We start from the raw sequence: 19,038 nt of genomic DNA on the forward strand, positions 1-19,038 counted from the left end.
CCGGGCGCGGGCGGGGGGGGGGGGGTGGGGGGGGGGGGGGTGGGGGGGGGGGGGGGGGGGGGGGGGGGGGGCGCGGCCCGCCCCCCCCCACCCCGGGTCACGACTACTTCGCCTCGGAGTCGCCGTCGGTCTTCTTCGGCTCTGCGTCCGTCTTCGCCTCGGTCGCCTCGCCGGCCGGCTCATCGGCCGTGTCCTTCTTGCCGAGGTCGACGGCCTTGTCGTCGGCGGGGGCGTCGGCGGCGGAGTCGTCGGTCCCGGTGAGGGAGGAGGCGTCGTCCGGGACGAGGTCGGCGTCGGACTTCAGGTCGTGCTCGACGCCGTGGACGATGCGGTTGTACTCGTCGTCCGTGAGGACGGCGCCGATGGCGTTCTTGGCGAAGAGGAGGTCGACGCCGGGACCGGCGTCGACGAGGACGGTGTCCTCGTTGACCTCCTTGACCGTGGCGTACATGCCCCCGATGGTGCGGATGCCGCTGCCCGGCTGCATTTGGTTCCGCATGTCCACGGCCTGCTGCTGCTTCTTCTTTGCCGATCGGGTCATCAGGAACATGGCCCCGATGAGCACGATGAACGGGAGGAGGGTCAGGAGACTCACGGGTCGGTACTTCCTTCACACGACCGCGCTGTGAGCGGCCAGATGGTTGGGGGTGTGTACGCCGCCGTCAAAGGCGGCATCGGCGGAGTCTAAGCGAGTCCGCGCGCATGGAACAACGCTCAGCATGGCACCGGGGTTCCTGGTCCGGCCAGTGACCTCGCCGCGACCTCGCCGCCCCGGAGCCGTGAGGGTCCCGTCACGCCCCGAACAGGTCCTGTTGTCCGTTTCCAGTGGTCTGGGAGCGTGGCGGGGTGAGGCCGAGATGCGCCCATGCGGCGGGCGTGGCGACCCGGCCGCGGGGGGTGCGGGCCAGGAGTCCCTCCCGTACGAGGAAGGGCTCGGCGACCTCCTCCACGGTCTCACGTTCCTCCCCCACCGCGACAGCGAGCGTGGAGAGGCCGACCGGGCCCCCGCCGAACAGCTTGAGCAGGGCCTCCAGCACACCCCGGTCGAGGCGGTCGAGGCCGCGCGCGTCCACCTCGTACACCGCGAGGGCGGCCGCCGCGATGTCCCTGGTGATCAGTCCGTCGGCCTTGACCTGGGCGTAGTCGCGGACGCGGCGCAGCAGGCGGTTGGCGATACGCGGCGTGCCACGGGAGCGTCCGGCGATCTCGGCGGCGCCCTCCGGCCGGACCTCGACCTCCAGGAGACCGGCCGAGCGGTGGATGACCCGCTCCAGTTCGGCCGGTTCGTAGAACTCCATGTGCGCGGTGAAGCCGAAACGGTCGCGCAGCGGCGGGGGCAGCAGGCCGGCCCGGGTGGTGGCACCGACCAGGGTGAAGGGGGGCAGCTCCAGGGGGATCGCCGTGGCACCGGGGCCCTTGCCGACGATGACGTCGACGCGGAAGTCCTCCATGGCCATGTACAGCATCTCCTCGGCGGGCCGGGACATGCGGTGGATCTCGTCGAGGAAGAGGACCTCGCCCTCCTGGAGGGAGGAGAGGATCGCGGCGAGGTCGCCGGCGTGCTGAATGGCGGGGCCCGAGGTGATACGGATCGGGGCGCCCATCTCGGCCGCGATGATCATCGACAGGGTGGTCTTGCCGAGGCCGGGGGCGCCGGAGAGCAGCACGTGGTCGGCCGTGGCCCCACGCGCGCGTGCGGCGCGCAGCACGAGGTCGAGTTGCTCGCGGACCTTCTCCTGGCCGATGAACTCGTCCAGGTCCTTGGGGCGCAGGGCTGCCTCGACGGCCTGGTCCTCACGGTCGGCGACAGAGTCCACCAGCCGCTCGCCGGCGGTGGTGTCGGTCGTGTCGTCCCAGTTCATAGATGTGCCTCAGAGAGTCGTGGATCAGCGGGCTCGGTTCAGCGTCTGCAGGGCCGCCTTCAGCAGCTGCCCGACCTGGGGCGTGCCCTCGACGGCCTCGGCCTGCGGGGTCACGGCGGCGACGGCCTCGTCGGCCTCCCGGGTCGCGTAGCCGAGGCCGATCAGAGCCGCGTGCAGCTGGTCGCGCCAGCCGGTGCTGACCGGTGCGCCGACGGCGGGTGCTCCGACCGGTGCGCCGAGCCGGTCCTTCAGCTCCAGGAGCAGCTTCTGGGCGCCCTTCTTGCCGATGCCGGGGACGGCGGTGAGGGCCTTCTCGTCGCCGGTCGCGACGGCCCGGCGCAGTGCGTCCGGGGTGTGCACGGCCAGCATCGCCTGGGCGAGTCTCGGTCCCACGCCGCTCGCGGTCTGGAGCAGCTCGAAGGCCTGCCGCTCGTCGTCGTCCGCGAAGCCGTACAGGGTGAGGGAGTCCTCCCGCACGACGAGGGAGGTGTGCAGCTTGGCCGGCTGGCCCATGCGGAGCGTGGACAGCGTGTTCGGCGTGCACTGCACGGCCATGCCGACGCCGCCGACCTCGACGACCGCGGTGTCGGGAGCGAGGGCGGCCACTGTGCCGCTGACGAAGGCGATCATGCCGTCCGGCCTTTCGGTGCTCGTGCGGTGTGCAGGGCGACGGCCTGCTGGAGTCGGTTCTGCGCGGGGGCGCGCCAGATGTGGCAGATGGCGAGGGCGAGGGCGTCGGCCGCGTCGGCGGGCTTGGGCGGGGCGCTGAGCCGGAGCAGGCGGGTCACCATGGCGCCCACCTGTGCCTTGTCGGCCCGGCCGCTGCCGGTGACGGCCGCCTTCACCTCGCTCGGGGTGTGCAGCGCCACGGGGATCCCGCGGCGGGCGGCACAGAGCATGGCGACGGCGCTGGCCTGGGCGGTGCCCATCACCGTGCGGACGTTGTGCTGGCTGAAGACCCGTTCCACGGCGACGAACTCCGGCCGGTGCTCGTCGAGCCACTGCTCGATGCCCTGCTCGACCGCCACGAGGCGGTGGCCGAGGTCGGCGTCGGCGGGCGTGCGGACGACGCCGACGCCTACCATCGTGAGCGGCCGCCCCGCGACCCCCTCGACGACACCGACACCACACCGGGTCAGCCCCGGGTCCACCCCCAGTACGCGCACGCGCCCTCCCTTTTTTGCGGCTAAACCGCCGCCGCTCTCGCGGACCTGGCTGAGCACCGTCGTGGTTCCTCAATTGATGGTCGCGGTCCGTGGACGGTGATCTTTTGGCTACGCCAGGCTATCCGCTGCCACCGACAACGACAGCGGGCCGGAAGACGTATGTCCCCCGGCCCGCCGAGATGCGGCGTTCGCGGCGCGTTTACGCGTCGACCTTCTCCATGACCTCGTCGCTCACGTCGAAGTTGGCGAAGACGTTCTGCACGTCGTCGCTGTCCTCGAGCGCGTCGATCAGCTTGAAGATCTTCTTGGCGCCCTCCTCGTCCAGCTCGACCTGGACGGACGGCACGAAGCTGGAGTCGGCGGAGTCGTAGTCGATGCCGGCGTCCTGGAGGGCGGTGCGGACCGCGACCAGGTCGGTGGCCTCGCTGATGACCTCGAAGGACTCACCGAGGTCGTTGACCTCCTCGGCGCCGGCGTCCAGGACGGCCGTGAGGACGTCGTCCTCGGTCAGCTCGCCCTTGGGGACGATGACGACGCCCTTGCGGCTGAACATGTACGACACCGAGCCCGGGTCGGCCATCGAGCCGCCGTTGCGGGTCATGGCGACGCGGACGTCGGAGGCGGCGCGGTTGCGGTTGTCGGTGAGGCACTCGATGAGCACCGCGACACCGTTGGGGCCGTAACCCTCGTACATGATCGTCTCGTAGTCGGCGCCGCCGGCCTCGAGGCCGCCGCCGCGCTTGACCGCCGAGTCGATGTTCTTGTTCGGGACCGACTGCTTCTTGGCCTTCTGGATGGCGTCGTAGAGAGTGGGGTTGCCCTCGATGTCGACGCCACCCATCCGGGCCGCGACCTCGATGTTCTTGATCAGCTTCGCGAAGAGCTTGCCGCGCTTGGCGTCGATCACGGCCTTCTTGTGCTTCGTCGTAGCCCATTTAGAGTGGCCGGACATCTGCCTGTCTCCTTCGCGTAACCCATCTCAGCAACGAACGCAGGAATCCTACAAGGAGTCGGCTTCCCGGTTCGCCCGCACCATGTCGACGAACAGGGCGTGGACGCGGTGGTCGCCGGTCAGTTCCGGGTGGAACGACGTGGCCAGCGCGGTGCCCTGGCGGACCGCGACGATGTGGCCGTCGTGCTCGGCGAGCACCTCGGCCCGGGCGCCGACGGACTCCACCCAGGGGGCCCGGATGAAGACGCCCTCCACGGGGTCGCCCTCGATGCCCTGGATGTCGACGCCCGCCTCGAAGGACTCGTTCTGCCGCCCGAAGGCGTTGCGGCGCACGATCATGTCGATGCCGCCGATGGTCTCCTGGCCCGAGCGCGGGTCGAGGATCTTGTCGGCGAGCAGGATCATGCCGGCGCAGGTGCCGTAGACGGGCATGCCGTCGAGCACGCGCGCGCGGAGGGGCTCCATCAGGCCGAACAGGACGGCCAGCTTGGAGATGGTGGTGGACTCGCCGCCGGGGAGGACGAGGCCGTCCACCTCGGCGAGCTCTTCGGGGCGCCGCACCGGCCTGGCCACGGCATCGGCCGCGGCCAGGGCGACGAGGTGCTCCCGTACGTCGCCCTGGAGGGCCAGGACGCCTATGACGGGGGTGTCGCTCATGGAGTCCTGTGCCTTACCAGCCGCGGTTGGCGTAGCGCTCGGCCTCGGGGAGGGTGTCGCAGTTGATGCCGACCATGGCCTCGCCGAGGTTGCGGGACGCGTCCGCGATGATCTTCGGGTCGTCGTAGAAGGTGGTCGCCTTCACGATGGCGGCGGCGCGCTTGGCCGGGTCGCCGGACTTGAAGATGCCGGAGCCGACGAAGACGCCCTCGGCGCCGAGCTGACGCATCAGGGCCGCGTCGGCCGGGGTGGCGACACCGCCGGCGGAGAACAGCACCACGGGGAGCTTGCCGAGCTCGGAGACTTCCTTGACCAGCTCGTACGGGGCGCGCAGCTCCTTGGCGGCGGCGTACAGCTCGTTGTTGTCGTAGCCGCGCAGGCGGGCGATCTCGTTCTTGATCTGGCGCAGGTGGCGGACGGCCTCGACGACGTTGCCGGTGCCGGCCTCGCCCTTGGAGCGGATCATGGCCGCGCCCTCGGCGATGCGGCGCAGGGCCTCGCCCAGGTTGGTGGCGCCGCAGACGAACGGCGTGGTGAAGGCGAACTTGTCGCTGTGGTTGACCTCGTCGGCCGGGGTGAGGACCTCGGACTCGTCGATGTAGTCGACCCCGAGGGACTGCAGGACCTGGGCCTCGACGAAGTGGCCGATGCGGGACTTGGCCATGACCGGGATGGAGACGGCGTCGATGATGCCCTCGATCATGTCCGGGTCGGACATGCGGGCCACGCCGCCGTCCTTGCGGATGTCGGCCGGGACCCGCTCCAGGGCCATGACGGCGACGGCGCCCGCGTCCTCGGCGATCTTCGCCTGCTCCGGCGTGACGACGTCCATGATGACGCCGCCCTTGAGCTGCTCGGCCATGCCGCGCTTCACTCGGGCGGTACCGGTCTCGGGAGCCTGGTTTTCGGAGATGGACACGGGTGACCTCGCTGAGGGGAAAGGGGGTTTCTGCAGCACTGAGGAAACGTGAGAGAACCAGGCCACAGCAAGGGCCAATGACAACGCCGTGGATCCTTTTGCGGTGGACGGCCGGCAAACGCCGGGTGTCCGCGGTTCAGGCGGCCCGGTCCACCAGGGCCGCCGGAGGCTCGTCGTCCATTTCGAAGGCCATCGGGAAGGGCGCGTGACCGGCCAGGCGGAACCAGCGCACCTTGCGGTGCCGGCGCAGCGCCCTGGCCGCCCGTACGGCGTCGTTGTGGAAGCGCCGGGCCATCGGCACCCTGCGGACCGCCTCGGTGAGTTCCCGGGCCGCCTCCTCTCCCCCGGGTGCCTCCCGCACCGCCTCCACCTGCGGCGCCTCGCCGAAGACGGCCCGCAGCGCCTGGCTCAGTTCGCTCTCGGCGACCTCACGCTGGTCCTCCTCGGCCTGCCGGGCGGCGTGCGCGGCCTCGTACAGCACGATCGAGGCGGCCGGGTCCAGGACTCCCGAGGTCGCCAGTTCCTGGGCCACCGAGGCCCGGCGCAGGAGCTGCGCGTCCAGGGCGGCCCGGGCGGCGTCGATCCGCGCGTGGAGACGGTCGAGCCGGCCGGCGGTCCAGCTCAGGTAGAGCCCGATCGCGACCAGGGCGACGGCGATCCAGATGAGAGTGGTGGTCACGGGCGGCAAGGCTAGCGGCACGCGCGGTCTCGCCGTTCACCCCGCCCCGCCCGTGGCCGACCGCCGGCCCGGTGCCGACCCGGCATCAGTCCCGGGCGAACCCCAGCCGCCCCCACAGACCGGTCGTCCGCTCGTCCTCGGCCACCGCCGCCGCTCCGGCCGTGACCGTCTCGTAGACGGACAGGATGTCCGCGCCGACGGTCGACCAGTCGAAGCGCCGTACGTGGGCGCTCCCCCGCGCGCGCAGCTCCGCCCGCCTCTCCGGGTCGGCCAGCAGCCGGACGGCCGCGTCGGCCAGGGCGTCGGCGTCCTCGTTGGGGAACAGTTCGCCGGCCGCCCCGCGGTCCAGGACCTGGGCGAAGGCGTCCAGGTCGGAGGCGAGCACGGGGGCTCCGGCGGACATGGCCTCGACGAGGATGATGCCGAAGCTCTCGCCGCCGGTGTTGGGCGCGACGTACAGGTCGACACTGCGCAGGAAGCGGGCCTTGTCCTCGTCGCTGACCATGCCGAGGAACTCGACGCGGGAGCGCAGCTCGGCCGGCAGGGACTCCACGGCCTCCTCCTCGTCGCCGCGCCCGGCGACGAGCAGCCGGGTCTGCGGGCGCGCGGCGAGGATCTTCGGCAGGGCCCTCATCAGCACCGGGAGTCCCTTGCGGGGCTCGTCGATACGCCCTATGAAGCCGATCGTGTCACCCTGCCACTCGGCCTTGGGCTCGGCATCGGCGAAGAAGTCGACGTCCACGCCGTTGGGGATCACGACCGCGTCGCCGCCGAGGTGCTCCACCAGCGTGCGGCGTGCGTACTCGCTCACCGCGATGCGGGCGCTGATCTTCTCCAGGGCGGCCTGGAGGATCGAGTACGCGGCGATCATCGCGCGGGAGCGCGGGTTGGACGTGTGGAAGGTGGCGACGATCGGCCCCTGGGCGGCCCAGCAGGTCAGCAGCCCCAGCGACGGCGAGGTCGGCTCGTGGATGTGGATCACGTCGAACGCGCCGTCGTGCAGCCAGCGGCGCACCCGGGCCGCGCTCAGGAAACCGAAGTTCAGCCGGGCCACCGAGCCGTTGTACGGCACCGGCACCGCACGTCCGGCCGAGACCACGTACGGCGGCAGCGGGGTGTCGTCGTCGGCCGGGGCCAGGACGGACACCTCGTGGCCGAGGCGGATGAAGTACTCGGCGAGGTCACGGATGTGGAACTGCACGCCGCCCGGTACGTCCCAGGAGTACGGGCAGACGATACCGATTCTCACGGGCGCCCCTTCGCGGGGTCGAGGTCCGCGAGCCACAGGCGCTGCAGCATGTGCCAGTCCTCCGGATGGTCGGCGATCCCCGTGGCGAAGGCGTCGGCCAGCGCCTGCGTCATGACGGACGTCTTCTCGGCGCGCGTGCCCGCCTCGGGGACCTCTACGGGCGGGTGGACGCGGCCCCGCATCACGGGCGAGTCGTCGTACCAGAGCGTCACGGGCAGCAGCAGGGCGCCGGTCTGCTGGGCGAGCAGGGCGGGTCCGGCCGGCATGCGGGCCGTGTCGCCGAAGAACTCGACCTCGACGCCGGAGGCGGACAGGTCGCGGTCGGCTACCAGGCAGACCAGGCCGCCGTCGCGCAGCCGGCGGGCCAGCGTGCCGAAGGCGGTGCCGCCGCTGTGCGGCAGGACCTCCATGCCGAGGCCCTCGCGGTAGGCGACGAAGCGGTCGTAGAGCGTCTCGGGCTTCAGGCGCTCGGCGACCGTGGTGAAGGGGATGCCGAGCCGGGTGGTGACCCAGGCGCCGGCGAGGTCCCAGTTGGCGAGGTGCGGCAGGGCGAGTATGACGCCCTTGCCGGCGGCCATGCCCTCGGTGAGGTGGTGCAGGTCCTTCGCCTCGAAACCGCCCTTGATCCGCTCCTTGCTCCAGGCGGGGAGGCGGAAGGACTCCATCCAGTAGCGCAGGTAGGAGCGCATGCCCGCGCGGGACAGCTCGGCGAGGCGCTCGGGGCTCGCGCCGGGCACCACGCGCGCGTAGTTGCTCTCCAGGCGCTGGACACCCTTGCCGCGCTGCTTCCAGGCCAGGTCTGCGATGGTCCGGCCGAGGCGCGCGGCGACCGGCTCGGGGAGCTTCTTGACCGTGCCCCAGCCGAGGCCGTACAGCGCGTCCGTCAGCCGGTCCTGAGCGCTCACGTGGCCGCCTCGCTCCCGTGAGAGGCGTTCTGCTGCTCGTCCTCATTGTCCTGGCCGTCCGGCGTGGCCGCCGCGGCCTCGGCCTCCGCGGACTCCCGGCGGACCGTGACGACCCGCTGGATGAGCGTGACGAGGCTGCCCACGGCGACGATCCACAGGGCGACGGGCAGCAGGTACTGGATGCCGGGGACACCAAAGGCGTGCAGGCCCGCGAGCCCCGCCGCGACCAGGGAGATCACCAGCCGCTCGGCCCGCTCGACGAGCCCGTTGACCGCCACCGGCAGGCCGATCGACTCGCCGCGGGCCTTGGTGTACGACACCACCTGCCCACTGGCCAGGCAGAAGATCGAGACGGCGCACAGGACGAGGTCGTCGCCCCCGCCGGCGTACCAGAGGATGAAGCCGCCGAAGATCGCGCCGTCGGCGACCCGGTCGAGCGTGGAGTCCAGGAAGGCACCCCAGCGGCTGGAGCGGCCGAGCTGACGGGCCATGTTGCCGTCGACGAGGTCAGAGAACACGAACAGCGTGATCACGACCGTGCCCCAGAAGAACTCGCCCATGGGGTAGAAGACCAGCGCGCCCGCGACCACACCGGCGGTGCCGATGAGCGTGACGGTGTCGGGGCTCACGCCCCGCCGGATCAGAAACGCGGCGAACGGTGTGAGGACACGCGTGAAGAATGCACGCGCGTACTTGTTCAGCATGGCCTTCCCGAGGGTCGGTGTCGCCGTCTGGCCCCTGCTGGCCACCGGCTGGCCCATCGTAGTCACGCGCGCGCCTGGGCGAGGGCCGGGCACCCGGACCCCTTTCGGGGGAACCCGCGAGCCCCTGCCGGGCGGCGCGCTCGCGTCGCTCGTATGGACGCGCCGTGACGGGAGTGGGAAGGTCGAATGACCGCGGGCGTCGCCGGAGCCGCACCGCACGCGGCTTCCGCGTGTCCGCGCCCACAGGGACCTCACCGTGCACGGGAGGCAGGATCATGGGCGACAAGGCACAGACACACCCTGGGGCCGCCGGCAGGGCACAAGCGGCCGACCACCCTCAGTCCGTACGGAATGTGGTGCTGGTCGGCCACTCCGGATCGGGCAAGACCACATTGGTGGAAGCCCTCGCACTCACGGCGGGGGCGGTGAACCGGGCGGGCCGCGTGGAGGACGGCGGCACCCTCTCCGACTACGACGACATCGAGCACCGGCAGCAGCGCTCGGTACAGCTCTCCCTGGTGCCCGTCGAGTGGGACGGCATCAAGGTCAATCTCCTCGACACCCCCGGATACGCCGACTTCGTCGGTGAGCTCAGGGCCGGCCTGCGCGCGGCGGACGCGGCCCTCTTCGTCGTCTCGGCCTCGGACGGCGTGGACGGTTCGACCCGCATGGTGTGGGAGGAGTGCGCGGCCGTGGGCATGCCCCGGGCCATCGTCGTCACGCACCTGGAGTCGGCGCGTTCCGACTTCGAGGAGATGACCCGGAGCTGCGCCGAGGCCTTCGGCGCGGACGACCCCGACGCGGTCCTGCCGCTCTACCTGCCGCTGCACGGCCCCCAGGCTCCTGACGGGCACGCGCCCGTGACCGGGCTGATCGGCCTGCTGTCGCAGAAGCTGTTCGACTACTCGACCGGCGAGCGCAAGGAGTCCGAGCCCGGCGAGGACCAGCTGCCGCTGATCGAGGAGGCCCGCAACCGGCTCATCGAGGGGATCATCTCCGAGAGCGAGGACGAGACCCTCATGGACCGCTACCTCGGCGGGGAGCCGATCGACGTCAAGTCGCTCGTCGATGATCTGGAGCGGGCCGTCGCACGAGGCGTCTTCTTCCCCGTCCTGGCCGCCGCCCCCGCGGGTGAGGGCGCCCGGCACGGGCTCGGCACCCTGGAGCTGCTGGAGCTGATCACGCGGGGCTTCCCGACGCCGCTGGAGCACGAGACGGTGCGGGTGACGACGATCGACGGGAAGCCGCGGGAGCTCAAGCCGTGCGACCCGGACGCTCCGCTGGTCGCGGAGGTCGTGAAGACCTCCTCCGACCCGTACGTCGGCCGGCTGTCGCTGATCCGGCTGTTCTCCGGCACGCTGCGCGCCGACCAGACGGTCCACGTCTCCGGCCACGGGCTGGCCGACCGGGGGCACGAGGACCACGACGTCGACGAGCGGATCGGCGCCCTGTCCACGCCGTTCGGCAAGCAGCAGCGCCCGGTGTCGCACGTCATCGCGGGTGACCTGGCCTGTGTGGCGAAGCTGGGCCGCGCGGAGACCGGCGACACCCTGTCCGCCAAGGACGACCCGCTGCTCATGGAGCCGTGGCAGATGCCCGACCCGCTGCTGCCGCTGGCCATCCAGGCGCACAGCAAACCGGACGAGGACAAGCTCTCCCAGGGCCTGGCCCGGCTGGTGGCCGAGGACCCGACGATGCGGCTCGAACAGAACCAGGACACCCACCAGGTGGTCCTGTGGTGCCTGGGCGAGGCGCATGCCGATGTCGCCCTGGAGCGGCTGCGCAGCCGGTACGGCGTCCAGGTCGACGTCGTGCCGCACCGAGTGTCCCTGCGCGAGACGTTCGCGACCAGGTCGGCGGGCCGGGGCAGGCACGTCAAGCAATCCGGCGGGCACGGGCAGTTCGCCATCTGCGAGATCGAGGTCGAGCCGCTGCCCGGCGGGTCCGGCATCGAGTTCGTCGACAAGGTCGTGGGCGGCGCGGTGCCCCGGCAGTTCATCCCGTCGGTGGAGAAGGGCGTACGCGCTCAGGCGGCCAGGGGGGTGGCGGCCGGGTATCCGCTCATCGACGTACGGGTGACCCTCCTGGACGGCAAGGCGCACTCGGTGGACTCCTCCGACGCCGCGTTCCAGACGGCCGGCGCGCTCGCGCTGCGGGAGGCCGCGGCCGACGCGAAGATCCATCTGCTGGAGCCGGTGGCCGAGGTGTCGGTGCTGGTCGGTGACGATTTCGTGGGCGCCGTGATGAGCGACCTGTCGGGGCGGCGCGGGCGGGTGCTCGGCACCGAGCAGACCCCCGGCGGGCGCACGCTGATCCGGGCCGAGGTGCCCGAGATCGAGATCGGCCGGTACGCGATCGACCTGCGGTCGATGGCGCACGGCACGGCGGAGTTCAGCCGGCGGTACGCACGGCATGAACCGATGCCGCAGCAGGTCGCGGACCGGGTGCGTGAAGAGGAGCGCGTGGCCTCGTAGTTGGCGCCGGGCGCCACCAAGGTCCCCCTGGGGGCTCCCCTCCGCGGGGGCGGGCGGCTTGACGGGTCGCCCGCCCCCGCTCGCCGGTACGGACGGATACGCTGATGACCTGATCAACAGGTGTGCGGAGCGCGGAAGTCGGGAAGGCCGCAGATGCGGACGCGGCAGCGATGGGGGCGGCAGTGACGGACGGATTCGACTTCAGCCCGGGGGCCCAGGTGCCCCTCGCGGGTGCGAGCGGCCAGACGGCGGCGACCTACGCGCTGGCCGCGGCGGCGTACCGGGACGACGAGGTCACCAAGATCCTGGCCGCCGACAACGAGTGGCACCAGTCGAAGGTGACCCCGCCGCGCTCCTGGGCGAAGATCTTCCGCCCCAGGCTCGGCGAGGCCTTCTCGCGCGCGGTGATCGACCGGATGCTGGGTGCCGAGCGCAAGCCGGTGATCCAGTCCTTCGGCATCGAGCCCCAGGTCGTCGTGGAGCACTGCCTGGCGGCCCACCGCATCCGCCGCGACCGCGACAACTGGCTGTCGGCGGTCACGGTGATCTGCGGGCTCCTGTTCCTGCCGGGCTTCCTCGTGTGGCTGCTGGTGTTCACGCTGCGCACCACCATGGCCAGGCGCGAGGACAAGCGTGCGGGTGCCCTGGCCACGACGCTGCTGCTCGCCGTGGGCGCACTGGCCGTGCTGTTCCTGCTGCGCATGCCGTTCACGGGATTCTGGGCCCTGTACGGGCGCGCGGCGGTGATCATGCCCGTCGTCGGCTGGTTCTGGGCCAAGCACATCTGCGAGCGGACCGCCCGGGACCTGCGGGAGCGCTGGTCGAGCCTGCTGTCGGGCGGCGGTGTCGGCGCCAAGATCCCCGAGGCCGTCCCCGGCAACCCCGGTGACGCGGCCGAGCAGGTCCGCAAGGAGCTGGCCCGCCTCGCGGCCGAGCAGCGTTCCAACTCGGTCTTCTACGCCGGCCCCAAGGGCATACTCGGCATGGGCACGCGGTGGGGAAGCTGGCAGCTGGCCGAGGAACTGGTCTCCGCCGAGCCGGGCAAGGAGTTCCACCCGTTCCGCAGCTGGGACGTCATCGTGGCGATCCAGGGCGGTCTCGGCATGCTGGAGCGTACGTCCATCAACACCGGCGGTTTCCCCAAGCCGTCCATCACGCACTGGGTCGTCACGCCGATCGGCGAGAAGGCGACGGAGGTGTCCCGGCCGAGCGGCACGGACGTCGACGCGTACACGGTCCGGACGCACGCCATACAGGACATCTGCAACAAGCAGCAGTTCGGCAGCGGCGACCGGCACTACCTGGGCGTGCAGTGGACCCTGTGGGACGGCCACCTGGTGATCACGATGCTGATCACGGTGACCGTGCTGCACGACACGCTGCGCATCGAGGTCACCGGGCACGCCCTGGGGCCTGTGAACTCGCTGTTCAACGAGAAGCCCGCCGCCAAGGAGAAGACGGTCCAGAAGTCGTTCAAATTCTGGGAGACCCGCACGGTGAAGCTCCCGCTGATCGACGCCGACGAGGTGGTACGGCTGGCCGCGCGCGCCCCGCTGACCTGGTACCCGCCGGTGCTGAAATGGCTCGGCGGCGGTCTGACGCTGCCGGAGCCGTTCGGCCTGCGGCACGCGTGGGCCGACCAGCCGTGGCGGCACCGCTTCATGGCCGACGACGCGCTGCGGGCGGCCACGCCGGTGCTGCGGGTGGTGCACACGGCGGCGCTGAAGGTGCTGCGGGAGAACGGGGTGGACGTGGAGAAGTTCGGGTCCAGGTCGGCGGCGCTCAGCGGGGCGGTGCAGGAGGCTGCGCCGAAGAAGGCAGACGTCTACGACGCCTAGTCGGTGAGGTGCCCGGCGCTGCGGCTGGGGCGGGGGCGCGCGCAACTCGGCGCTGCGAGGTGCCGCCTGCGCCCACCCTCCCCCAAGCTCTCGGCTTCGCTCGAGCAGGGGGGACCCCCATCGCCCCAGCGGCACGACTGCCCGCAGGCTAGGCCGTCGGCCAGGCCTCCGCCAGCATCTTCCTGGTGTCGGCCAGCAGCTGCGGCAGCACCCGCGTGTGCCCCACCACAGGCATGAAGTTCGTGTCCCCGCCCCAGCGCGGCACGATGTGCTGGTGCAGGTGCGCGGCGATGCCAGCGCCGGCGACCGTGCCCTGGTTCATGCCGATGTTGAAGCCGTGGGCGCCGGAGGCCGTGCGCAGGGCCGTCATCGCCTGCTTGGTGAGTTCGCCGAGCTCGGCGGTCTCCCCCGCGGTGAGGTCGGTGTAGTCGGCGACGTGCCGGTAGGGCACGGTCATCAGATGGCCGCCGTTGTACGGGTAGAGGTTGAGCACCGCGTAGACCTGCTCGCCGCGCCGGACGACGAGCCCGTCCTCGTCGGACTTGGCCGGGATCGAGCAGAAGGGGCAGCCGTCGCCGGCGCCCGGGCCGGTGGGCTTGTTCTCGCCCTGGATGTAGGCCATCCGATGGGGCGTCCACAGACGCTGGAACGCGTCCTGCGTCCCCACTCCCAGCTGCTGCTCCGGCTCACTCGTCATGCAGTGCAGCATATGGCGTCGAGCTGGGGGGACGGCAAAGGCCCCCGGGGTCTTCCCGAGGGCCTTCGTACCGCGTGATCAGACCTGGGCGCGTTCCTCGACGACCTTGAGGATCTTCGCGATGGCCTCGTCGAAGGGGATGCCGTTCTCCTGCGAACCGTCGCGGTAGCGGAAGGACACGGACTCGTGGGACATGTCCTCGTCGCCCGCGATGACCATGAAGGGCACCTTCTGCTTCTGGGCGTTGCGGATCTTCTTCTGCATGCGGTCGGAGGAGGAGTCGACCTCGACGCGCAGGCCCTTCTTCTTGGCCGCGGCGGCGAACTTCTCCAGGTACTCCACGTGCGCGTCGCCGATCGGGATGCCGACGGCCTGGACCGGGGCCAGCCACGCCGGGAAGGCACCCGCGTAGTGCTCCAGGAGCACCGCGAAGAACCGCTCGATGGAGCCGAACAGCGCGCGGTGGATCATGACGGGGCGCTGCTTGGAGCCGTCGGCGGAGGTGTACTCCAGGTCGAAGCGCTCGGGCAGGTTGAAGTCGAGCTGGATCGTCGACATCTGCCAGGTGCGGCCGATGGCGTCCTTGGCCTGGACGGAGATCTTCGGGCCGTAGAAGGCGGCGCCGCCCGGGTCGGGCACGAGGGGCAGGCCCTGCTTCTCGGCGACCTGGCGCAGCGTCTCGGTGGCCTCTTCCCAGGCCTCGTCCGAGCCGACGAACTTCTCCGGGTCCTTGGTGGACAGCTCCAGGTAGAAGTCGGTCAGGCCGTAGTCGCGCAGGAGGTTCAGGACGAAGGTGAGCGTGGAGTCCAGCTCCTCGGACATCTGCTCACGCGTGCAGTAGATGTGCGCGTCGTCCTGGGTGAAGCCGCGGGCCCGGGTCAGGCCGTGCACGACGCCCGACTTCTCGTACCGGTACACGGTCCCGAACTCGAAGAGGCGCAGGGGCAGTTCACGGTAGGAACGCCCGCGCGCGTCGAAGATCAGGTTGTGCATCGGGCAGTTCATGGGCTTGAGGTAGTAGTCCACGCCCTCGTCGAGCTGCATGGGCGGGTACATGCCGTCGGCGTACCAGTCCAGGTGGCCCGAGGTCTCGAAGAGCTTCCCCTTGGTGGCGTGCGGGGTGTAGACGAACTCGTAGCCCTCCTCCTCGTGGCGGCGGCGCGAGTAGTCCTCCATGACCCGGCGGATGATGCCGCCCTTGGGGTGGAAGACGGCCAGGCCGGAGCCGATCTGCTCGGGGACGGAGAACAGGTCCAGCTCGTTGCCCAGCTTGCGGTGGTCGCGCTTCTCGGCCTCGGCGAGGAACTCCAGGTGCGCCTTCAGCTCGTCCTTGGTGGGCCAGGCGGTGCCGTAGATGCGCTGGAGCATGGGGTTCTTCTCGCTGCCGCGCCAGTAGGCGGCCGCGTTGCGCATCAGTTTGAACGCCGGGATGGCCCGGGTCGACGGCAGGTGGGGGCCCCGGCAGAGGTCCTTCCAGCACAGGTCGCCGGTCTTGGCGTCCAGGTTGTCGTAGATCGTCAGCTCACCGGCGCCCACCTCGACGTCCGCGCCGTCGTCGGAGGAGGCGGAGCCCTTGAGGCCGATCAGCTCCAGCTTGTAGGGCTCGTCGGCCAGCTCCTCGCGGGCGGCCTCGTCGGTCACCACGCGGCGGGAGAAACGCTGCCCCCGCTTCTGGATCTCCTGCATCTTCTTCTCGATGGCCTTGAGATCCTCGGGCGTGAACGGCTTCTCGACGTCGAAGTCGTAGTAGAAGCCGTCCTTGACGGGCGGGCCGATGCCGAGCTTGGCCTCGGGGTGGAGCTCCTGCACGGCCTGTGCCATGACGTGCGCGGTGGAGTGGCGCAGGATGTTGAGGCCGTCCTCGGAGGAGATCTCGACGCCCTCGACCTCGTCGCCCTCGGACAGGGCGTACGACAGGTCCTTGAGCTCGCCGGCCACGCGCGCGGCGATGATCGAGCGCTCGCCGGCGAAGAGCTCGGCGGCCGTAGTGCCCGTCGTCACCACGCGTTCTTCCCGCTCGGAATCGCGCTGGATGATCACACGGACGTCTGACACCGGTCTCTCCTGACTGAAGGGGGCTGCGGCGCCATACCCGAGCGCGCGCACGAATAAGGATCGTACCGACCCGGGACCGCCCGACGCGAAATCAGTCCCGGCGGCCCCCTCCGCAGGCCTCGGGCAGTCCGTCGGCGCAGGACGTGTCAGTCCCCTTCGCAGGCCCCCTCGAAGAAGTCGAGGTTCTCGTGGAGCTCCTTCATCAGGCGGTCCCGCTCGGCGTCGTCGACCTGGACGGGGACGACGCCATGGGCACCGGTGAGGCGGCGGAACCCGCCCCGGCTCTCCAGGCGCCCCTGCACCCGGACCGGAAGTCCCACGAGATGGGCGTGCCCGGCGATCCGGTACGCGTCCTCGTCGAGGGTGATCCGGACGTTCGGCACGTCGGCCCCGGCCAGCACGCGCAGCCGTACGGTGCCCTCGCCGCGCGGCCCGGCCCGGCGCAGCCGTACCACCGCTCCCGTGATCCGCACCGGCACGGCGGGTTCCGCACGCAGATAGCGGGCGCCCGCCTCGCGCAGCACGGCCAGGTCGCCGGGCGAGAACTCGACGGGCTCGGCGGAGGGCGCGCACCCCTCGGGCACGCCGGCCGCCGGGGCCCACTCGACGGCGATCCGGGCGCCCTCCGTGCCCCGGACGAGGGACACCAGGGCCTCGGTGAGCTCGTGGCTCACCCCGGCCTCGACGGCGGTGTCGAAGCCGTCCATTCCGCCGGTGGCCCGCTGGTAGTCGACGGCCTCCCGGGCGGCGAACAGCGCCTGGTGGAGGCGTACGGCCAGGGGGCGGCCGCCTGCGACCGGCACGAAGGCGGTGAGCCGGCCGTCGGTGGCGGAGCCGACGAGGACGTTCTCCAGGGCCGCGGCGGCGGAGCGACGGTGACGGGCGCCGTGGTAGCCGGCCCGGGCGCGGGTGGCGAGGGCCGCTGCGAGCAGCATCCGGCGGGCGGCGCCGCGCAACCGGTCCTCGGCGGTCCAGGACGCAGCTCCGGCGGGCCCGGCGGGGACGTCGTGCCACCAGCGGATCTCGTCGCTGGGCACGGCGAGGGAGACGAGGACCTCGCGGGCGGACGGCGAGCCGCTGCGGGACAGGGCGAGCAGGGCCTCGCCGAGCAGCTCGTCGCTGTCGGGGAAGGCGCGGCTCTCCGGCACCAGGAGGCTGGTGCCGCCGGCGCCGGGGCCGGGCGGGGTCCAGCGGCCGTAGCGTCCGGGGGCGCCGCCGCGCCGCTGCCAGCCGTGCCGACGCAGCAGGGCGCCCAGCACGGCCGGGTCGGTGCCGGCGGGCTCGGGCGGCTCGGGCGGTGCGCCGCTCCAGGTGGTGTCGGCGGGGTGCGGCCGGACCTGCCTCAGTGGCTCCTCGGTCGGGCGGTGCGTCACGGTTTCCCTCCCGTCCCGACCCGCGTCATGATCTCGCACAGGGCCCGGTCGTCGAAGATGCGTGAGGTCGGTATCCGCACGGTGGTGCGGCGGCGGCCGGTGATCGGCTGTCCGGCGAGATTGGTCCAGTAGCAGCAGTGCCTCAGGTCCAGCCGGTCGTGGCCGGCGCGCAGCCAGTCGTCCTGGGAGCGCGGCACCAGCATCACCACGAGGATCTTGTGCACCGACACGGGTGTGCGGGCGAGCTTCGCCAGGTGGTCGTTGTCGAGGGTGAAGGAGAACGTGCGGCCGGGCGGGTTGGGCGGCACCTGGTAGGTGGCCTTGAGCTGCACCTTGATGGTGACCTCGTCGTCGACCGTGTGCCCGGGGGCGCTGTGGCTGACGTGCCAGTCGATGCCGTTGTCGGGAAAGGGCTGGGACAGCGAGCAGCCGGCGGCCGCCGCGACGGCGTGCAGATAGCCGACCTGCAGTGTCTCCATGCAGGCGGTGGTGGCGAGAGTGCCGCGGGAGGGAGCCGTGCGCTCGGGCAGCAGCCCGCCCCGTTCGGGCTGCGCAATGGCCATGGCCAACAGCCTTCCAGAACAAGTGTTTCCCCGTTGCGGGCCGCTGAACTGCAACGACCCGTACTCCTGTTGTCTCCTTCCGGCGTACGGCGCAAACAGCCCGGGTATCACCGGATCGGGCAGCGGACGGTGCGTCAACTGCCGAAGGTGAACGAGGGGTTGTGGGGCGATGACGACGTGCTGGTATGAGGGGCCGCTGGCCGCCTTCGACACGGAGACGACGGGCGTGGACGTCGAGACCGACCGGATCGTGTCGGCCGCCGTCGTGGTCCAGGATGCGCCGGGCATCCGGCCGCGGGTGAGCCGCTGGCTCGTGAACCCGGGGGTGCCGGTGCCCGCCGGGGCGACGGAGGTGCACGGACTGACGGAGGAGCACCTGCAGCGCAACGGCCGGTGGCCGGCGCCGGTGATGTACGAGATAGCGCAGGCACTGGCCGAGCAGGCGCACGCCGGGCGCCCGGTCGTGGTGATGAACGCGCCGTTCGATCTCACCCTGCTCGACCGGGAGTTGCGCCGCCACCGCGCCTCGGCGCTCGGGCGCTGGTTCGAGTCGGCGCCGCTGTCCGTGCTGGATCCGCGGGTCCTGGACAAGCACCTGGACCGCTACCGCAAGGGCCGCCGCACCCTGACCGACCTGTGCGCGCACTACGGCGTGGCGCTGGAGGGCGCGCACGACGCGGCGGCCGACGCCGTGGCGGCGCTGGAGGTCACCCGGGCGGTGGGCCGCCGGTTCGCGTCCCGGCTGGAGCGTCTCGCACCGGGTGAGCTGCACACCCTGCAGGCGGTGTGGCACGCGGCGCAGGCGCGGGGCCTGCAGGCGTGGTTCGCGCGCAGCGGTGTGGACGAGGTCGTCGACCCGGCCTGGCCGCTGCGTCCGGACCTGCCGGCGGCTGCCTGAGAACCCGCCGCAGAAACCCGAGGGCATGAAAAAACCGGTCCGTCTGT

General features: G+C 71.5%; 18 protein-coding genes. 3 read left to right on the forward strand and 15 right to left on the reverse strand.

Going from position 1 to position 19,038, the window contains the following annotated elements; translation table 11 throughout:
- Nucleotides 1-103 precede the first annotated feature (103 nt).
- The 11 genes from yajC to pgsA all read right to left on the reverse strand — a co-directional run bounded on the left by yajC (nucleotide 104) and on the right by pgsA (nucleotide 9,150).
- Nucleotides 104-595, reverse strand: coding sequence for a preprotein translocase subunit YajC (gene yajC, locus ABTX60_RS18520; RefSeq protein WP_352098100.1), 492 nt, complete (start codon nucleotides 593-595; stop codon nucleotides 104-106).
- 196 nt (nucleotides 596-791) lie between these two features.
- Nucleotides 792-1,862: a Holliday junction branch migration DNA helicase RuvB gene (gene ruvB, locus ABTX60_RS18525; protein ID WP_352098101.1), complete on the reverse strand. Its 1,071-nt coding sequence runs from the start codon at nucleotides 1,860-1,862 to the stop codon at nucleotides 792-794.
- A gap of 24 nt (nucleotides 1,863-1,886) precedes the next feature.
- Entirely contained in the window at nucleotides 1,887-2,492 is a 606-nt protein-coding gene (gene ruvA, locus ABTX60_RS18530; RefSeq protein WP_352098102.1) for a Holliday junction branch migration protein RuvA, read from the reverse strand.
- Nucleotides 2,489-3,028 carry a crossover junction endodeoxyribonuclease RuvC gene (gene ruvC / locus ABTX60_RS18535; protein WP_352098103.1) on the reverse strand — a complete coding sequence of 180 codons (540 nt, stop codon included), beginning with the start codon at nucleotides 3,026-3,028 and terminating at the stop codon, nucleotides 2,489-2,491. The genes ruvA and ruvC overlap by 4 nt, the downstream gene beginning before the upstream one ends.
- A 199-nt stretch (nucleotides 3,029-3,227) precedes the next feature.
- Nucleotides 3,228-3,980 (reverse strand): YebC/PmpR family DNA-binding transcriptional regulator, encoded by a 753-nt coding sequence (locus ABTX60_RS18540; RefSeq protein WP_344454598.1) that lies wholly within the window; start codon nucleotides 3,978-3,980, stop codon nucleotides 3,228-3,230.
- Between the two features lie 48 nt (nucleotides 3,981-4,028).
- Nucleotides 4,029-4,637, reverse strand: a complete 609-nt coding sequence (gene pdxT / locus ABTX60_RS18545) for a pyridoxal 5'-phosphate synthase glutaminase subunit PdxT (protein WP_352098104.1) — start codon at nucleotides 4,635-4,637, stop codon at nucleotides 4,029-4,031.
- A 13-nt stretch (nucleotides 4,638-4,650) separates the two neighbouring features.
- Nucleotides 4,651-5,556: a pyridoxal 5'-phosphate synthase lyase subunit PdxS gene (gene pdxS / locus ABTX60_RS18550; RefSeq protein WP_030843057.1), complete on the reverse strand. Its 906-nt coding sequence runs from the start codon at nucleotides 5,554-5,556 to the stop codon at nucleotides 4,651-4,653.
- 136 nt (nucleotides 5,557-5,692) lie between these two features.
- Complete coding sequence (locus tag ABTX60_RS18555) at nucleotides 5,693-6,235, reverse strand: LemA family protein (protein WP_053668286.1); 543 nt, start codon at nucleotides 6,233-6,235, stop codon at nucleotides 5,693-5,695.
- Between the two features lie 85 nt (nucleotides 6,236-6,320).
- Complete coding sequence (locus ABTX60_RS18560; RefSeq protein WP_352098105.1) at nucleotides 6,321-7,484, reverse strand: glycosyltransferase family 4 protein; 1,164 nt, start codon at nucleotides 7,482-7,484, stop codon at nucleotides 6,321-6,323.
- The gene (locus tag ABTX60_RS18565) at nucleotides 7,481-8,389 is read right to left on the reverse strand and encodes a phosphatidylinositol mannoside acyltransferase (RefSeq protein WP_352098106.1); all 909 of its coding nucleotides are present in this window, start codon (nucleotides 8,387-8,389) and stop codon (nucleotides 7,481-7,483) included. The genes ABTX60_RS18560 and ABTX60_RS18565 overlap by 4 nt, the downstream gene beginning before the upstream one ends.
- On the reverse strand, nucleotides 8,386-9,150 hold the full coding sequence (gene pgsA / locus ABTX60_RS18570; RefSeq protein ID WP_352098300.1) for a phosphatidylinositol phosphate synthase: 765 nt from the start codon (nucleotides 9,148-9,150) through the stop codon (nucleotides 8,386-8,388). The genes ABTX60_RS18565 and pgsA overlap by 4 nt, the downstream gene beginning before the upstream one ends.
- A 218-nt stretch (nucleotides 9,151-9,368) precedes the next feature.
- Between pgsA and ABTX60_RS18575 the strand changes: the two genes are divergently transcribed.
- Both ABTX60_RS18575 and ABTX60_RS18580 read left to right on the forward strand, forming a co-directional pair.
- Nucleotides 9,369-11,567, forward strand: a complete 2,199-nt coding sequence (locus ABTX60_RS18575) for an elongation factor G-like protein EF-G2 (RefSeq protein ID WP_352098107.1) — start codon at nucleotides 9,369-9,371, stop codon at nucleotides 11,565-11,567.
- Between the two features lie 170 nt (nucleotides 11,568-11,737).
- Nucleotides 11,738-13,405, forward strand: a complete 1,668-nt coding sequence (locus tag ABTX60_RS18580; protein WP_352098108.1) for an AbeC-like domain-containing protein — start codon at nucleotides 11,738-11,740, stop codon at nucleotides 13,403-13,405.
- Nucleotides 13,406-13,553: 148 nt separating this feature from the next.
- On the opposite strand, the gene ABTX60_RS18585 is transcribed toward ABTX60_RS18580, so the two are convergent.
- The 4 genes from ABTX60_RS18585 to ABTX60_RS18600 form a co-directional block, all read right to left on the reverse strand.
- Nucleotides 13,554-14,114: an HIT family protein gene (locus ABTX60_RS18585; protein WP_031104476.1), complete on the reverse strand. Its 561-nt coding sequence runs from the start codon at nucleotides 14,112-14,114 to the stop codon at nucleotides 13,554-13,556.
- Nucleotides 14,115-14,180: 66 nt separating this feature from the next.
- Nucleotides 14,181-16,157, reverse strand: a complete 1,977-nt coding sequence (gene thrS / locus ABTX60_RS18590; RefSeq protein ID WP_352098109.1) for a threonine--tRNA ligase — start codon at nucleotides 16,155-16,157, stop codon at nucleotides 14,181-14,183.
- A gap of 146 nt (nucleotides 16,158-16,303) precedes the next feature.
- Entirely contained in the window at nucleotides 16,304-17,530 is a 1,227-nt protein-coding gene (locus ABTX60_RS18595; RefSeq protein WP_352098110.1) for a hypothetical protein, read from the reverse strand.
- Nucleotides 17,527-18,093: a DUF4365 domain-containing protein gene (locus ABTX60_RS18600; protein WP_053668277.1), complete on the reverse strand. Its 567-nt coding sequence runs from the start codon at nucleotides 18,091-18,093 to the stop codon at nucleotides 17,527-17,529. Before ABTX60_RS18600 ends, ABTX60_RS18595 begins: the two co-directional genes overlap by 4 nt.
- 169 nt (nucleotides 18,094-18,262) lie before the next feature.
- On the opposite strand from ABTX60_RS18600, the gene ABTX60_RS18605 reads away from it, so the two are divergent.
- Nucleotides 18,263-18,991, forward strand: coding sequence for a 3'-5' exonuclease (locus ABTX60_RS18605; RefSeq protein WP_352098111.1), 729 nt, complete (start codon nucleotides 18,263-18,265; stop codon nucleotides 18,989-18,991).
- The last annotated feature ends 47 nt before the right edge of the window (nucleotides 18,992-19,038 follow it).

Origin of the sequence: Streptomyces sp. NPDC126510 (assembly GCF_040302345.1) — a bacterium.
Taxonomy (GTDB): Bacteria; Actinomycetota; Actinomycetes; order Streptomycetales; family Streptomycetaceae; genus Streptomyces.

Bases quoted from the DNA above. Each gene is read 5' to 3' on its own strand.
- ruvB (WP_352098101.1), bottom strand. From the start codon at position 1,862: ATGAACTGGGACGACACGACCGACACCACCGCCGGCGAGCGGCTGGTG.
- ruvA (WP_352098102.1), bottom strand. From the start codon at position 2,492: ATGATCGCCTTCGTCAGCGGCACAGTGGCCGCCCTCGCTCCCGACACC.
- ABTX60_RS18540 (WP_344454598.1), bottom strand. From the start codon at position 3,980: ATGTCCGGCCACTCTAAATGGGCTACGACGAAGCACAAGAAGGCCGTG.
- pdxT (WP_352098104.1), bottom strand. From the start codon at position 4,637: ATGAGCGACACCCCCGTCATAGGCGTCCTGGCCCTCCAGGGCGACGTA.
- pgsA (WP_352098300.1), bottom strand. From the start codon at position 9,150: ATGGGCCAGCCGGTGGCCAGCAGGGGCCAGACGGCGACACCGACCCTC.
- ABTX60_RS18575 (WP_352098107.1), top strand. From the start codon at position 9,369: ATGGGCGACAAGGCACAGACACACCCTGGGGCCGCCGGCAGGGCACAA.
- ABTX60_RS18580 (WP_352098108.1), top strand. From the start codon at position 11,738: ATGGGGGCGGCAGTGACGGACGGATTCGACTTCAGCCCGGGGGCCCAG.
- ABTX60_RS18585 (WP_031104476.1), bottom strand. From the start codon at position 14,114: ATGCTGCACTGCATGACGAGTGAGCCGGAGCAGCAGCTGGGAGTGGGG.
- ABTX60_RS18600 (WP_053668277.1), bottom strand. From the start codon at position 18,093: ATGGCCATTGCGCAGCCCGAACGGGGCGGGCTGCTGCCCGAGCGCACG.
- ABTX60_RS18605 (WP_352098111.1), top strand. From the start codon at position 18,263: ATGACGACGTGCTGGTATGAGGGGCCGCTGGCCGCCTTCGACACGGAG.